Here is a 16,243-nt window from a genome sequence, read left to right as displayed (position 1 = left end):
GATCCTGTAGGTCACTCGAACCTTGTCACCGATTGGTGCAGCAGACCCAACTCTGCCAGCCCCAGGTCAGCCGCGGCGAAGACTTGCAGGGCACTTCAACCAGCGCAGGTGGACTTGATCATTCGCGCGGTTCCCAACCCAGCCCTCGCAACTGTTCGTAGATAGGCCCCGACGTCGGCACCCGAAGCCACCACCAGCCGGCCTTAGACGGCCCTCCCGCGAGCTCGGCCCAACTCCCGTCGGACTCCTCGGTGAACGACTGCAGCATTGCATCCGCCAGCCTGACCGAATGAGGCGGACGTTGCTCAATGCTCGCCATGGCACGGTCAATCCGATCACGGATCAGATACGCGGCAACGAGGTCGTCAATCCCCCATAGATCGCGAGTCCGGTCGTCCCAGTGCTGGTCACACTCGTCATAGAGACGAAGAACGTGACCACTCCAACTATCCACTAGATCGGCGAGCGGTAGGCGGTCTTCACCGCAGGGAATCTTCGCGGCATCGGCCATCGTCAACCGTCGCCTAGCCTCCATTGCGCACCACTGCCGTGCTACGCCAAGGCATAGATTCATTGATGATCACGCGGACTCCGTCAAGATCGAATTGGACTGCGTCATCCCGGATGCGTGTCGGTGTCCCGCGTTGCATCACCCTCGCAATCTGGTCCAGCGCTGGCCGTCCGGCAAGATCGCCCTCACCAACGTGTTGGTAAACGAACTGGGCGAGCTCGTCGTCAGAGAAGTTGGCTGCCTCGCCACCGAACTTATAGCAGTCGTTGTGGACCAGAACGCTTGAATCGCCGACGTGGTAGGTGTGAACCCCGGATATCGAGAGGTTGTAGGCGAGCGCCGCGCGTTCGGTACCTCGACGGAAACCGTACACCGTGAGCTGACGGCCACCATCTCCGAGCGCGATCGTGCCAGCCGCGAGCTCGTCCGCTCGCTCGAAGCGCTGGTCGGTCACGGACCAGAACAGATGGTCCTCAGTCGTCGTGATCACTTCGCCATCGACGACAAGGTCAAGGACCTGGTCGTCGTGGACCCAGACGCGGGTGACCTTCCTAGCGACGCGTTCGCCGGTCTCAGGATCGGTGGCGATGACGTCGTCGCCGACCTCAATGTCCTGGATCGGCTTCTTTGAGCCGTCGGCCATAAGCACCAGCATGGTGCCGCCGAACGACTTCAGGCACGACCGTGCCCCCGTTCGTCCTGCGTTTGCGGCTCGGTCCGCCATCTGATCCGAGACCTTCGCTGCGTCCGCGAAGAGCTTCCCGACACCGAGACTCGCCGCATAGAGCCCCACATCGACACCAATACCGACACAATCCGACACATCAAAGCGGAAGGCGCACCCGGACCACGTGTCGAACTTGTCCTTGGCGATCCCCACGACAAGATCGATCGGCGTAACCTCCGCGCACCGAACATTGCCGACACCGAGGTCGGAACAGTACGCAGCCGCGACCTTGTCATAGCCCTCGAACCTGTTGTCGAAGTAGGTGTCCAGCCACCACTCGTAGGCCAAGCGAGAGGCCTCCTCTGGGGTCTCTCCCGCGGAACGAGCCTCCCCGTACACCCCGTAGTACCCCTCTGACCCAGCTTCCGTACCCGACGGGAACGGTGCCGGCGTCTTCGGCGGCGGCTTCGGCTTGACATCGGAGAACGTGCCCTTCGGACCCACCGTGTACTCGTGGGTGCCCTCATCGACGAACCTCGGCTTGTGGCCATCGGAGTCCATCAGATTGATCGGGTTGCCGTTGACATACGTGTACGTGTTGGACGTCAGCGGGTCGACGCTGACGCTCAGGTCGGTGGCCGAGGACGACACCCGATACGAGTCCGGCGTGGTGAATGCCGCCTTGGCCGGGTCATAGGTCCGGGTCCCCAGCTGGTAGTTCCCCGTCGAACCGTCCCGCACCTGACCCCGATACCAGACCGCGTTCCCCGTGACCTCCGCTGCAGGACTGTCGGTCTTGCACACCCCGTTCCCATCACCCCGCGACCCCGGGTCCGGATGACTCGCCGGCCCCGACGGGGCAGCATCCACCGGCGTCCCGAACGGGTCATAACGCACCGCACACGCCACCACATGATCCCCACCGCCACTGCCGGTGGCGAAGGACGTGATCGCGGTGACATCGCCCCGACCGTCGGTATCCAGGAACGCCTTGCCCCCACCCGTGCTCGCCCCACCCGGACCAGACTGCGCGTACGCAGTCGCGGTGCCGCCGGGATCGAGCTGGTACAACACACTCGGCCCGTCGTTGTCACCATTGACCGCACCGACCTGTCCCACCAGGCTCGTCGACAACCCGTCGAACACACTGCGCGTGGCCCGGTTCGCAGCTGGCTTGGCCGCCGACGACACCGTCACGATCCGCTGCCGGTCCAACCCGTCATAGTCATACGTCGTGGTCCGCCCATTGCTGCCACACACCGTGGAACCGCTGGTGACCTGCTTCTCGACCCGGTCGAACGCGTCATACGAATAGGTGTTGCACCCATCCGCGGTCAACAACCCGAACCCGTTGTACGCATACACCCGATCAGCCGCACCAGGGGTCTCGACCTTCGCCACCGAGTTGTCCCAGTTGTACGACGTCTCCGACGCCAACACACCGTCGACCGTGACCGAGGTCCGGTTGCTGTTCTTGTCCCACGTGTACGCCGTCTCCTGGGCCGTACCCCCACCAGCCGTGACCTGGTGATCCCACGACAGCAACTGCTCGCTCGGCGCATACGTGTACTCGTTGACATAGCCACCCGTACCCGACCCACCATCACTGGTCACGGTCTGCTTGGTGACATTGCGGTTCTTGTCGTACAAGTACTCGTACTTCCCCACCACCACCTCAGACCCAGAGATCCGAGCCGTGGTCTGCGCACCCGCCAACGCATTGTTCGGATGCCACGACCACTCCGCGCGATGCAGACCCGAGGCCGTCGTCGTCGACGCACTGCTCAACCGACCGGCCTCGTCCCAGTCATAAGCCGTCACGACCCCACCTGCCGAGGCGGGATCGAGGACCTGCGAAGCCATCCCCGCCGGCAGACCCGCAGCGTTGTACCGATACGACGTCGTCAACGTCTCGTCATCCGTGACCCCGGCCGCACCCGTGCGGTCGGTACGGACCGTGACCGCCCCAGCACCGTTGTAGGCATACGTGTTCGTGTTCCCGACATTCCCGCCGCCGCCAGCACCGACCCCGGACTCCGCAACCCGCCGCTGCGTTCCGTCGAGGTAGTAGCCCACGCTCAACGTGATGTCACTGGAGCCGTCGATGATCTGCGCCGGACCACCATGCTGCGCATACGTCGTCGTGATCGACTTCGTCGGCGTCTCGTCAGACTTCCGGTCCCTGCCCATCTGCGAGCTCAGGCGACCGTTCGCGCCGTAGTTCAGCTTGACGAAACCGGCACCCTCGTAATCGTCGTTGCTCGGCACGCACGCCGTCGGCACGTCCGACTTGCACTCCGCGGTCTGGGTGACCGTCTTCATCCCCGCCGGCGCATAGTCATAACGCACCGACCGATACACCGTCACCGGCACCTCCGGCGGCGTCGGCTCGGTCAACCTCACCGGCGTATGCGTCGCCGCGAGCAGATTGTCCTTCGTGAACTCGTTGTAGATCGGCGGCCGATCATGACGCACCGCCTCCGGCTGCCACACCTCGGTCGCGTTCCCGACCTTGTCGTAGCCGTACCTCGTCTTCGCCGTGCCCTGACCACCACCCGGCCCCGGAGCCTCGATCTGAGCCAACAGGTTGTCACTAGTCCACACCTGCGTCGTGGTCTTCCCCTCCGGGTTGACCATCGAGACCAGATTCCCCGCCCCGTCATAGACGAACTGCGTCTTCTCGTCCTGCGACGGCAACGGACCCACGGCACCATCCGGGTCATAGGCCTGACCCTCGGTCTCCTCCACCAGACCATCCGCGAAGTACGACGTCCGCGTCACACTCCCCTTCGCATCCGTCACCGACACCAACCGACCCACACCGTCATACACATTCGTCGCCGCGACCACCCGGGCCCCGGACGCCGGGTCAGGCCCATCGACGTTCTGCACCAGACCGTCGTCGGTGTACGTGTAGTCGAGATAGCCCTCATCCCCCGCACTCGCCCCACCACTCGAGCTCGGCAGCCACGCCCGCGCGATATTGCCCACCGGGTCATAGACCGTCCGCGTCCTACACACACCCACCTGCGCGCCATACGCCGACGGCAACGCGGCACCCGCCCCCGACAACCCCGTCAACGCCAGATCCAGCACCCGCCCCGTCGCGCACTGCGCGACCTGCTGATCGACGCTCCCGCCACCGTCGTTGCCCGAACCGACCGACGCCGTCGGACTCCCCGACGCGTTGTCATAGCGCGGGCTGTACGCCGCCACCGGCCGACCATCCAGGTCATAGTCCAGACGCCGAGCCGTGTTCAGATTCGGCGCCATCAACGACGCAACATCACTGAACGCCTGCGGCGGCACCAACGCCACCACCCGACCATCCGCGTCGTACGCCGTGCGCGACCGGGTGTTCTCGAACCCGTTCGCGTCCGGCGCCGCGTACGCACTGGCATCGAGAGCCGGATCGGCCTGCACCGTCTGCGCACCCTCGATCGTGTCGACCGGCCGGTTCGCGGCGTCATAGGACACCGCGGTGATCATGTCGCCACGCGTCACCTCCACACCCGCCGGCGCGTTCGTCACGTCCTCGCCATCGATCCGGATATAGCCGACCGCGCCGTTGCCACCATTCCGGTTGCTGACACCCGCGCCGCCGGCGCCACCCGTCACATCGAGCACCGACGGAGCCGCGAGCTCGATGGTGGGCGCGGCCAGCCAGATCCCGCCGCCCGCGCCGCCACCAGCACCGGCGGACTGGCCGGTCCCGGAGACCCCGTCGGCTCCGGACGCGTCGATGGTGCCGTTGACCACGATCCGTCCGGCTGTGAGCCGGAGATAGCCGCCACCGTTGCCGCCGGTGCCCCCGGCGCCGGTGAGGGCCTTGCCGCCCCCGCCGCCACCGCCGCCAGAGCCCAGCAGGTAGTCGACGCCCACCGTGGCGAAGTCCGCAGTCCCCGAGGCCAGGCCGGGCAGCCCGGGTCCGCTGCCCCCGGTCCCGGCGGCGCCGCCGTCGGTCTTGTGACCGCCACCGCCACCACCGGACGGCGACAGGCCGAGCAGGCCGCCCCGGCCGCCCTTGCCTCCGTTGCCGGGGTTGGGGTTGGCCGCGTCGCCGGCGTGACCATTGCCGCCACTACCGGCCGCGCCACCCTGGTAGCCCTTGCCGGCGACGGTGATCGAGCAGGTGGCGCAGACCGTCACGGTGCCGCTCGCGTAGAAGAGGAGGCCGTTCGCGGCGGCCGACGTCACGTGGGCGCCGTTCTTCAACGTCACGTCGCGGTACTGCGCACCGTCGGGGATCTGGAACGGGTTGCCCACGCCGTGCGCGATGCCGTCCGTCGACTCCGAGGGCGTGGTGCCGTCGACGACGAGATGCCCGTCGGCCCCCGACCCGGTGTTGATCGACCCGGGCGCCAGCACCGCGGTGACGTTGCCATTGGGGTCGTAGCGCCACGTCGTCGTGTTGGTCTTCGTCCCGCGTCGCGGCACCTCCATCGACGTACGCCGGCCCTGCCAGTCGTACGCCGTCGTGGTCCGGTTGCCGTTGGGATCGGTGACCGCGGTCGTGTTGCCGTCCGCGTCGTAGTCGTAGCCGGTCGTCAGCTCGGGGTTGGCCGCGCCGAAGCGGTACCGGACCTGCTTGGTCGTGTTGCCGGCCGCGTCGTAGGCGAAGTGGGTCGCGTGGACCCCGGTGCTGGCGCAGCCGGCCGCCGTGTTCGGCGTATCGCCGTCCTCTGCCTCCACGAACTGTCGCGGTGAGCAGGCGTCGAGCACCCGTCCCTCGCGGTCGTAGTTCCAGCGCGACGTGAGCATCTCGGTGCCGCCCTCGGTGCGCGGCGTGTCGACCCGGCGCTGGCGACCCGCGGCGTCGGAGTGGGTCGTGGTGACCTGACTGTTCGCATCCGTCGTGGTGAGCACCCGGCCGACGCCGTCGTAGGTCGTCGATGTCACGCAGACCCGGTGGTCGTTCTGCGCGCTGGTCCACTCCGCGGCCGCGGCGGTGCCCGGGCAGGATCCCGGAGCGACGGCATCCGGGGTCCGGGTCACGTGGCTGGTGAGCTGCCGGTTCAGCGCGTCGAAGGTCGCCCGCGCGGCGACACCGCGCGCGTCGATCGTCTTGACCGGGTTGCCGAACGGGTCGTACGTCGTCCGGGCGACGGTGTCCGGGGAGCGATGCTGGGCTCCGCTGGACGAGACCGGCCGGCCGGCGGCGTCGTAGCCGGTCATCCGGTCGTAGGCAGACGTCAGGACGTCGTTGCCGCGACCGGAGCGGGCGCGGCGGGGCTGGCCGAGGCGGTCCATGGTGGTCGTGACCAGGTTGCCGGTCGCGTCGCGGCTGCCCTGGACGCCCCACAGCGCGGAGCGGTAGGGCGAGATGTCGATCCCGGCCGGTGCGGGGGTCGCGGTGGTGGCCGGGTTCGTATTGTCGGCCCGCTGGTTGTTCGCGGTCGATCCCCAGACCCGGATCCGGCCGGCCTGGTCGGCGGTCGCGATCGTCGCCCAGCCGCCCGCGACCGCGACCTGCCCGGTGAGGTTCGGCACCTGCGTGGGTGTCGACACCGTGGCCGCGGCCGATCCGCCGCCCGACTGCCCGGCGTTGTTGATGCCCCACACGCGGACCGTGCCGTCGCGCAGGAGGGCGATCGCGCTCCTGTCGGCACCGACGACCTGGCGGACCGGGCCGGCGTTGGAGCCGGGGCCGAGCGTCGTGACCTTGACCGGGCTGGTGCGCTGGGTGGTGGTGCCGTCGCCGAGCTCACCGGACGCGTTGCCACCGAAGGCCCACACGGTGCCGTCGCGCCCGATCGCATAGGAGGACCCGAAGCCACTGGACACCTGGCGGATCCCGGCGTCCTTCAGCGCCGTCACCTGGGTCGGCGTGGTCCGTCCCGCGGTGTCACCCAGGCCGAGCTGACCGGTGCTGTTCGCACCCCAGGCCCAGGTCGTTCCGTCCGTCTTCACGGCCAGCGAGCTGAGGTTGCCGCCGGCCATGGTCGACACGTCGTCGAGAACCTTGACCGGCGTGCCGACGGAGGAGGTGGAGCCGTTGCCGATCTGCCCGGAGCCGTTGGCTCCCCAGGCCCACAGTCCGCCCTCGGAGTCGAGCGCGAGCAGATGGCAGCCGCCGGCCGCGATCGAGAGGATGCCCGACGGCAGGCCCGTGCGCCTCTCGGGCCGGGTCGTGCCGGCTCCGGTCACCCAGACCTCGCCGCCACCGGTCAGGTAGACGGTGGACGCACACCCGGAGGTCGTACCCGTCGCGGTCTGCACGACCTGGACGGCATTGGTCATCGGATCCGCACGGACGGGGGTCTTCCGGTTCGACGTACTGCCGTCGCCGAGCTCCCCGCTCGCGTTGCTGCCGGCACCGGTGACGGTGCCGTCGGGGGCGATGGCGACGAGGGCGGTGTTGGAGACGCTGAGCGCGTCGGAGGTGACCGGGTTGGCGGAGACGGTGTCGACGAAGCGCGTCGTGGGCGGCGCGGTCGCGTCGGCCCAGGCGGCGGTGAGGTCCTTGCCCTGGGCGGCATTGCGGTCCCAGGTGCGGGCGACATTGCCCGCGACGTCGTACGCGTAGACGATCTTCTCGCCCTCGGGGTCGACGACCGCCTTGAGCCAGCCGCCGGCGGACCCGGATCCGGACAGGTCGCAGGCCTTGCGTGCCTCGCCGGTGCAGGTCGTCACCACCGGGTAGTAGCGGTACTCGGTAGCCGGCTTGAGTGACCCGGAGCTCGACGCCGCGTTCGCCTTCGGGGTGCGCATCAGGCTGCGCTGACCGAGGTTGGTGTACTCGTAGGTCGTGCAGGAGGAGGCGTACGACGGCGACGGGGTCGGCGCGGTCGGGCTGCCGACCGGCAGGTTGCTGGTCGGCAGCGCGCACACGCCCCGCGAGACGCCCTCGGCCGCCGGCGCGTCGACCTCGCACACCAGGCCGGTGTTGCCGCGCACCGCCGTGCCGCACACCGAAGATCCGGCCACCTTGTTGGTCGAGCTGAGCACGCCGTCGCCGGGCAGGTCCCGGCGGATGGAGGTGAGGTACTCGCCCCACTTGCCGGCGTTGGCCGACTCGTTGCCCCGCGGCGACAGCTCCTGGATCTCGTCGACGACCGCGTAGAGCGTGTCCGCCTTGACCCGGGTCGCCCCGCGGGCCGCGCTGTAGTGCGCCTCGATCCGCGCCCCCGACAGCGTGGTCGGGTAGACCGCGACCTCGTCGAGCGTGGCCCCCGCATTGACGGAGTAGCCGAGGGTGCCGGCGGAGAGGTCGGTGGAGAATGAGCCGGCCAGGGTGTCGGAGTAGGTGACCGTGGGTGCCTGCTGGCCGTCGATCCAGATCTGCACCCCGGACGCGGATCCGGAGCCGTTGTAGCGGTACACGACGTGGTGCCACGCGTCGTCGGCGACCGAGGTCGGGGTGTAGACGACCAACGACTCCCCGGCGAGCAGGTTGGAGTAGAGCGCGACGAACGGCAGTCCACCGGAGACCCGGCCGACGCTCGCGTACGCCGTGGACGACGCTCCCCACTGGAAGGCGTACTCCGCGCCGGTGTTCGCGGTCTTCATCCAGGTCTCGACCGTGAAGTCGGAGCCCGACGCCGAGGTCCCGTGGGCGAAGCCGTTGAACGGGGACACCAACCCGGTCCAGCCCGCGACCCGCTCACCGACGGCGGCGTTGCCGTGCACCACGCCCGGTTCGCCGTAGGTGATGCCGGGGCCGTACACCCCGTGCTTGGTCCCGGTCTGGCTGGTCATCGTCGTCCCGCTGGCCTCGTCGAGCCGCCAGTACGCCGCGGGGTTGTCCTGCATCACCGCCTGCCGGTAGGTGCCGCCGCCGGCGCTCGACTCGACCTGCCCGTCGCCGACGACATGGTTGTTGAAGGCCCGTTGCCCGGTGCCCGCGTCGAAGTACTGCTCGTGACTGCCCCACGTGGTGATCGCGGAGTTGGCGTCCGTCCACGGCTGGGTGGCGTCGAGCAGCACGCGTTCGCGCAGTCGCTGGCCGAAGTCGCCGTACAGGTAGTCGGTCGCCTGGTCGTGCACGGCGACTCCCGACAAGGTCCCGGTGCCCACCTCGCCCGGCACGAACGGCTCCTCGGTCGGCTCCGCACGCCGGATGACCTGGCACAGGTTGTGGTTCATGGTGACCGTCGGCTGCGAGCACGACGCGATGCCGCCGCCTTCGGCGTCGCCCATGCCGTCCCAGAAGTAGCCCGTCTGCGCGGCGTACATGCCACTGCCGGGATCGTTCGGGTCGGTGCCGCCGGTGGTGCCCTCGGCGATCTGACCGACGCGGCCCCACCTGTCGATGTCGCTGTAGCGGATGCGGTGACAGGTCGTGCCACAGGACGACAGATCGTCCGGCGCCGCCATGTCGGCCGTCGCGAGGTAGGTGCCCGGGTTCTCCCGACTGCTCGAGTCGGTCCAGGTGTACTTCGTGGCGAGACCGTGGGCGTCGCCGCCGCTCGCATTGGCGCGGCGGTCCTTGACCATCGCGATGCGGTCCGGTCCGGCCGGCGCCTCGACGTAGGAGAACGTCGTCTTCTCGCCGTTCGCGTCGGTGACCGAGCAGAGCTGACCGGACGTGATGGTGCCACCCACCGAGCCCGCGCACGGGTTGCCGGCCGAGGCGTAGGTGTAGGCCGAGGACGGCCGCGCTCCCGCGGTCGTGGTGTACGGGTTGCCCGGTTCCCAGACCTCACGCAGCAACGGCAGGGTGAGATCTCGGGACACGACGTACGTCGTCACCCGGCCCGCGGTGTCCTTCACCTCGACGAGCCGGTCCGTGGAGAGCGGCGTCTTGTCGTAGGCGATGGTGACCTTGGGGCACGCGGCGCCGGTCTCGCACGACGACGTGACGATGTCGGTCGGGCCGTACTGGAAGCTCGGGTCGTAGACGAGCTGCTGGCCGGCCGGATCGGTGACCCGGACGAGATCGCCGCCCTGGTTGAAGTCGTAGCGCATCCGGTTGGGGTGGATCAGCGACCAGCCGAGGGTCAGCTCGCCGCTCTGGGCGGGCGTCGTGCAGTTGTTGTTGCCCATCCCGATGTAGCGGAACAGGAACATGTTGGATCCCGGCGGCCCGGTGTAGGCCTTGTCGAGACACAGGTTGGTGTAGGCCAGCCCCTCGACGATCGACGACAGCGCGTACGGCAGGGTCGCCGGGTTCAGCAGGCCGAGGATCGAGTCGAGCAGCCCCTGCTGGCCGGTGAGGTCGATGGGGAGGCTGAGGTTGCCGATCGACGCACCCAGCGACCGGAGCTTGAAGACGTGCCGGGTGCCGTCGCGGTCGACGTACGTCATCGACAGCGGCCGCTTCACGTTCTGCAGGTTGGGCAGCTTGAGGCCGGCGATGCCGAAGCCGGTGGCCGTGGCGCCGGTGCCGCCGACGTCGAACTGCCAGCCGGCACCGATCGGCCCGCCGCCGGACATCAGGTCCTGCGAGTTGTAGACCCGGCCGAGACCGATGGCCAGCTGACCCGGCGCCTGCACCGGGTCGGTGTCGTACTGCTTGACGACGAGGTTGCCGTTGGCGACGTTGACGCTGGCACTGCCGCCACCGCCCAGGTCGGTGGTGTCGTAGGTCCACCAGTCCTCGAGGCCCAGGCCGCCGCCGCAGACGGTGATCGGCTTGGCGACCGGCGCCGATCCGCCCAGCAGCGAGGAGGCGATCGCGGGGATGTCGACGAGGTGGCAGCCCTTCGGTCCGCCGGTGACGGCGGCGAGGAACTCGCCCACCCGCAGACCAGCGGGCGGGATCTGGATGTTGCCGATCGTGGCGGTCAGGTTCTCGACCAGCCCGCAGACGGCGGTGACGCCGGAGCCACAGGCCCCGATCGTGCTCAGGCTTCCGCTCGCACCCCACCGGAAGTCCGTGCCGGCCGCCAGCACGTCCTCCTGGAGCGCCGAGACGACCGAGACCTGGTCGCCGGCGTCGATGCTGTCCACACCGGCGTTCGCGGCCGTGATCTGGACCCGGATGGTGTCGCCGGTCCAGATGTCGTCGCCGGGGCGCGACGGGTCCGAGGCCCGCTCGACGTCGATGCCGAGGACGGGGAGCGCGGCGTTGTAGCTCCAGGTCTCGTCGAGGTACGACGCGCCGCCGGCGTGCCCGCCGTACTGCACGACCTGGCCGCCGGGCCCGGCCGCGAGGGCCGATCCCGCCCGGCCCGTCGGCGAGGCGATGCCGACCGCCTCGGACCAGTCCGCCCCCGTCCAGGCCCAGGTGTCGCTGCGTAGCACCAGGCTGCTGCCGCTGTAGTCGGCGCCGCCGAACATCACCACGGCGCCCAGGGCGGGGTCGAAGGTCATCGCGTGGCTGGCGCGTGCCGGCGGGACGTGGGTGGGCGACTGCGACGTCCAGGACGACGCCCCCGTCCCCAGGGTCCAGGTGTCGCCGAGGATCGAGCACGCCGTGGTGCACGGCGGCGTCGCGCCGCCGAAGAGCACGAGCTGGCTCGTCGAGGCCGAGTAGGCGAGCCGGTGGTCCATCCGGGCGGCCGGCGCACCCGACGCCCCGGCGGCCTGGATCTGGGTCCAGGCCCAGCCGGACCCGGGGTTCTTCAGCTGCCAGGTGTCGTTGACCACCGTGGTCGACGACGTCTGCCCGCCGAACACCACGAAGGCTGAGCGGGCGTTGTCGTAGGCCATGGACGCGCCGGTCCGGGCCGACGGCGGCGTGCCGGTCGCGGAGACCGACGCCCAGGTCGTGCCGTCCCAGGCCCACACCTCGTTGACCGGCGTCGCGCCCGCCGTCTGGCCGCCGAACATGACGACCTGCTGACCCACCGGGTCCCAGGCCATCGTCGCGCGGGTGCGGGCTCCCGGACTCGTGGCCGGGGTCCGCTGCGTCCAGGTGACGCCGTCCCAGGTCCAGGTCTGGTCGCTGTAGCCGCCCGCGGTCAGGGTGCCGCCGAACAGCACCACCTGGCCGCGCGCCTCGTCGTACGCCATCGCGGGGTAGGTCAGCGCGGGCGGTCGGGTCGAGGTGGCCGCCTGCACCCAGTTCGGGGACAGGTACTCCCCCGCCGGCGGCACGGCCGCGGCCGCTGCCCGCCGAGACGACGACGCCGGCACCTGCTGCGATCGACTCACAGCGGGCACCGGCGTCAGGACGCGGTCGAGGTCGGCCGGGGAGCCGCGGGCGGCGGCGGGCCGCACCCGGCCGGCGTCCTGACCCACCACGGTGTCGTCGCTGCGCGCCCCACGGGAGGACTCCTGCGTGGGGCTGGGCGCGGGGACGTCCTCGTCGGGCTGGTCGCTCGCGGGCGGTGTCTCGGTGCCCGGCTCGTCGGCCGGCTCATCGGTCGGGGTCCCGGCAGGAGTCTCGGGCGGGGTCGCCGCTGCGGGTCCCTCCGCCTGGTCCTCCGTGGTCGCGGGTGCGGGTGCGGGTGCAGCCACCGCACCGTCCGCCAGCGCCAGGGGCACCGCGTCCACCAGATCCTCGGCCTGACCGGTCTCGGAGTAGGCGCAGACCTCCTCGGCCTCGGCGAGACCCGCCAGCACGTCGCCCAGCGCACCCTTGGCGGCGTCCGGGCCCGGGACCTGCTCCGGCGCGGCACACTGCTTCTTCGCCTGGGCCGGCTTGATCTCGTCGCGCCCCGGGCCACTGTCGGCCGGAGCCTCGGGCTCGCCCAGATCGACACCCTTGGCACCCGCCGGGCGCTTCATCGGATCGATCGGGTCGGCCTCGGTGTCGACGCGCTTGCCGGCCACGTCGAACGGCGTCCACGGCTCCTCCCGATCCGCCGTCACCGCGACGACCGCGACCACCGAGGTGACCAGCACGGCCGCGACGATCAGCGCCACCAGCCCGCCGCGTCGGCGCGCCCAGCGCACCACGAACCCGCCTGATCGAGTCGTCCTGTGCTCTGCCATGGCCCACCTCCGGGAACGCCGAGACGTCGATCACACGCCACGGTCGACACGAAGGCCACAGCCCATCGGAACCATTTTTCACAGGACTCGCCAAGAGTCGGGTCCCGCATCCAGGCGCCGATCGGGTCACCGGGGCAGGGCGAGCACCCCTCGGATCCCGCGATCGACCTCGTCCATCAGGTGGTCCGCGAGTCGCCCCACCGGACGGGTGTCGAGGTCGCGACGGTCAACAGTCGCGAGGGTGGTCACGTTGACCACGGAATCCTTCGACAGCCCGGTGTCCGGCGCAGGGAGGAAGACATTGCCGGGCATGGCGGCCAACGCGGTGTTCGAGGTCAGCGTCGTCACGATCGTGGTGGCGAGCCGGCTCCGGTTGTAGTCGTCGGACTGGACCACCACGACGGGACGCCGCTTGGCCGGGCCACTGCCGACCGGGTCCCCGAAGTGGCACCAGTACACGTCGCCACGGTTCACCACTCGTCCTCGTCCTCCATCCCGGCGAGCAGCCGCTCTCCCGCTGCCACTGCGAACAGGGTCGAGCCATCGACGTTGGCCTCATCGACCACCGCGTCGATGGCAGCCGTGACGTCCCTGGACTCCAACTCGTCGGCGTACCTGCTGGCCGCCGTCGCGTAGAACTGCGAGCGGTTCATCCCGTGTCGCGCCGCCACCCGCTCGGCACGGGCGAACACGTCGTCAGGAACGGAGATGGCCGTCTTCATGTCACCAGTATAACTCGGTATGACTCTCATGCGACGACGCTCGCGATCGCGTCGAGCACGCCGGCGATCGCCCGGGTGAGGGCACCGTCGCCGGTCTCGACGAGCAGCCGGCCGGCGACGAGGGCGCGGTCGACGGCCGCCTGGTCGTCGGGCAGGAAGTGCACACCGAGATGGTCGCCGAAGCCGGCGAGCATCGCGACGACGTCGCCCTCGCGCCAGCCGAGCGTCGGGCGCATCCGGTTGACCACGATCCGCACGCGCGGGTCCGGCACCAGCTCGTGGACCTCGGTCAGGGCCCGGGCCAGCCGAGCGAGGCCGACCGGGTCGGCGGAGCCGACGAGGACCAGCTCGTCGGCGACCTCCACCGCCTCGCGGGTGAGACCGTTGCGCTCGGGACGTCCGGTGAGCTCCCCGAGATCGGGCTCGAGGCTGAAGCCGGTGTCGAGGACGACCTGCCCGTCCCGGCGGGCGCGGTCCACGATCGCCGTGAGGGTGCCCGGCCGCAGCTCCACCCAGCGATCCGGGCGGGGCAGACCGGTCAGCACCCGCAGGTGGTCCGACAGACGGCGCTGGGCCGTCGTGAAGCGTTCGTCGAGGGTGCCCGCACCGACCAGGCGGGCGGCGGCGAGCAGCCCCGAGACCTCGTCGAGGATCCCGAGCTGCTGCGCGACCGCGCCGCCGTGGGGATCGGCGTCGACCAGCAGCGTGGTCAGCCCGCGGCGCGCCAGCTCACCGGCGAGGCAGCTCGCCACGGTGGTGCGTCCGGGTGCGCCGCCGGCTCCCCAGACCGTCAACACCCGGCCCGCCGGACCGCCCGCCCGCGCCGGCGCGGACTCCGGCGCGTCGGGCAGCGACCGGTCGTCGTACGACGAGGCGGGCTGGGTCGCGTCGGCAGGAAGGCGGGCGACCAGGTCGGCCAGCTCGCCCGCGCGGTCGGCGGCGAGCACGGTCGTGATGCCGATCCGCCCGGCCCGGGGCCGGGTGAGCTCGGGGTCGGCGGCGACTCCCACCACGCGGACGCCGTGCTGGACCAGATCGTCGACGGCGCCCTGGTCGAGGCCGGGGAGATCGGTGGCGACGACGGCGGCATCGGCCTGACCGGTGCGGGCGGCGGCGAGCAGGTCGGCGACGTCGACGCAGCGCCGGAGCAGGACGGTGCCGGAGTGCTCGTTGAGCGCCGTCAGCGCCCGCGACTCCCAGGCCGCCCCCGAGGACACCAGCAGGACGACGCTCACGCGCGGCATGCGCGCCTCACGATCGCTGCAGGATCCGGATGACCGGGTCCTGCAGGGCACCGAGGAGCCGCTCGAACTCGGCCGCCCGCTCGTCGTCGACAGCGACGACGAGCTGCCGCGCGCCGGTGACGGCGAACGCGTCGTCGTAGGCCGGGGCGGCCACGACGGTGACGCCGCTGAGTGCCGGCCCGTCGTCGTCCTCCTTGCCGGCGGCGCCTCGGCCGGTGCCGGGAGCGGAGTCGGGCGCGGAGTCAGGGGCGGTGTCGGGCGGAGCTCCCACCGCGGCGCCGTCGGTGAGCCAGACGTCGACGATCGAACCGGTCGCGACGTCCGGGGGAACCCGGTGGGGGGCGACCTCGAGCGGCACCCGCAGCACCGCCTCCTCGCCGGCCGGGCCGACGGCCGAGCGGGCCAGCAGCTCACCCTCGCCGACGCCACGGACCAGGATCAGGTCGTCGGGCACCGGCTCGTCCGCGGCGAAGTAGCGCTCCAGCATCCCGTCGTCGGCGAACCGCACCCGTCGCACGGTCAGCGCATCGGCGGCGACCGGGGTCCCGGCACCGCGATCACCGGTGAGCGCCCACACCGTCACCGTGTCGTCGGCGGCCGCGAGCAGCCGGGCCCCGACGACGACCGAGCCGGTCACGAGCAGCACCCCGAACCACAGCCTGGGGTCGCGCCAGGCCGGACGCACCACCCGCTGGGCGGGTGGTGGAACAGGCGTGCCCGTCGAACTCCCGAGATCCCGAGTCACCGGGTCATCATGCCGGGCGATCACCGGCGACGTCACCTGCTCATCCACAGGATCACGGTGTCGCCGACCGCATCCGGCGCCCCCGGATGCGACGATGGGGCCATGCCCGACAGCCAGGACGGACCCCGCTTCCTGACGCTCGCCGACGTCGCCGAGATGCTCAACACCTCCAGTGCGCAGGTCTACGCACTGGTGCGCCGCGGGGAGCTGCCGGCGATCAAGATCGGTGGCCGCGGGCAATGGCGCGTCGAGCGCAGCCGGCTGGAGGAGTACATCGCCCAGCAGTACCGGCACACCGAGCAGTACGTCGCCGAGCACCCCTTCGTGGAGAGCGAGCCGGAGTAGGGGCGCATGGCCGGACCAGTTCCTCCACAGGCCGAGCCACCCCTTGCGCGTTCGAACAGGTGTTCGAACAGATGAGCGCATGACACCTCCCGGAGCGCTCGACACAGCCACCGCTGTGGTCGCGCATGCCCAGGAGCTGGCCCAGACCCCATGGGACGACCTGACCGGTGCCGAGGCGATCGAGATCGC

The 16,243-nt window shown here is 70.5% G+C and carries 7 protein-coding genes; 1 reads left to right on the top strand and 6 read right to left on the bottom strand.

What is annotated here, in order from left to right; all coding sequences use genetic code 11:
• Window positions 1–118: 118 nt before the first annotated feature.
• From RB608_RS12255 to RB608_RS12230, 6 genes are all read right to left on the bottom strand, one after another.
• Entirely contained in the window at window positions 119–511 is a 393-nt protein-coding gene (locus tag RB608_RS12255; RefSeq protein WP_308088211.1) for a hypothetical protein, read from the bottom strand.
• A gap of 13 nt (window positions 512–524) precedes the next feature.
• Window positions 525–12,998, bottom strand: a complete 12,474-nt coding sequence (locus RB608_RS12250; protein ID WP_308088210.1) for a polymorphic toxin-type HINT domain-containing protein — start codon at window positions 12,996–12,998, stop codon at window positions 525–527.
• Between the two features lie 126 nt (window positions 12,999–13,124).
• Entirely contained in the window at window positions 13,125–13,472 is a 348-nt protein-coding gene (locus RB608_RS12245; RefSeq protein ID WP_308088209.1) for a type II toxin-antitoxin system PemK/MazF family toxin, read from the bottom strand.
• Window positions 13,469–13,720 carry a hypothetical protein gene (locus tag RB608_RS12240; protein WP_308088208.1) on the bottom strand — a complete coding sequence of 84 codons (252 nt, stop codon included), beginning with the start codon at window positions 13,718–13,720 and terminating at the stop codon, window positions 13,469–13,471. The genes RB608_RS12245 and RB608_RS12240 overlap by 4 nt, the downstream gene beginning before the upstream one ends.
• 26 nt (window positions 13,721–13,746) lie before the next feature.
• Window positions 13,747–14,955: a hypothetical protein gene (locus RB608_RS12235; RefSeq protein WP_308088207.1), complete on the bottom strand. Its 1,209-nt coding sequence runs from the start codon at window positions 14,953–14,955 to the stop codon at window positions 13,747–13,749.
• A 16-nt stretch (window positions 14,956–14,971) separates the two neighbouring features.
• A complete protein-coding gene (locus tag RB608_RS12230; RefSeq protein ID WP_308088206.1) occupies window positions 14,972–15,709 on the bottom strand; it encodes a hypothetical protein in 738 nt (245 codons plus the stop codon).
• A 102-nt stretch (window positions 15,710–15,811) separates the two neighbouring features.
• Between RB608_RS12230 and RB608_RS12225 the strand changes: the two genes are divergently transcribed.
• Window positions 15,812–16,054: a helix-turn-helix domain-containing protein gene (locus RB608_RS12225; protein WP_308088205.1), complete on the top strand. Its 243-nt coding sequence runs from the start codon at window positions 15,812–15,814 to the stop codon at window positions 16,052–16,054.
• The last annotated feature ends 189 nt before the right edge of the window (window positions 16,055–16,243 follow it).

The sequence above is a fragment of the Nocardioides sp. LHD-245 genome (assembly GCF_030929495.1).
GTDB lineage: Bacteria > Actinomycetota > Actinomycetes > Propionibacteriales > Nocardioidaceae > Nocardioides.
This window is presented reverse-complemented; position numbering and strand designations above follow the sequence as displayed.

What these genes read in the sequence shown, in the direction of transcription:
- RB608_RS12240 (WP_308088208.1), bottom strand. Translation starts at nt 13,720, where the DNA reads ATGAAGACGGCCATCTCCGTTCCTGACGACGTGTTCGCCCGTGCCGAG.
- RB608_RS12250 (WP_308088210.1), bottom strand. Translation starts at nt 12,998, where the DNA reads ATGGCAGAGCACAGGACGACTCGATCAGGCGGGTTCGTGGTGCGCTGG.
- RB608_RS12255 (WP_308088211.1), bottom strand. Translation starts at nt 511, where the DNA reads ATGGCCGATGCCGCGAAGATTCCCTGCGGTGAAGACCGCCTACCGCTC.
- RB608_RS12225 (WP_308088205.1), top strand. Translation starts at nt 15,812, where the DNA reads ATGCCCGACAGCCAGGACGGACCCCGCTTCCTGACGCTCGCCGACGTC.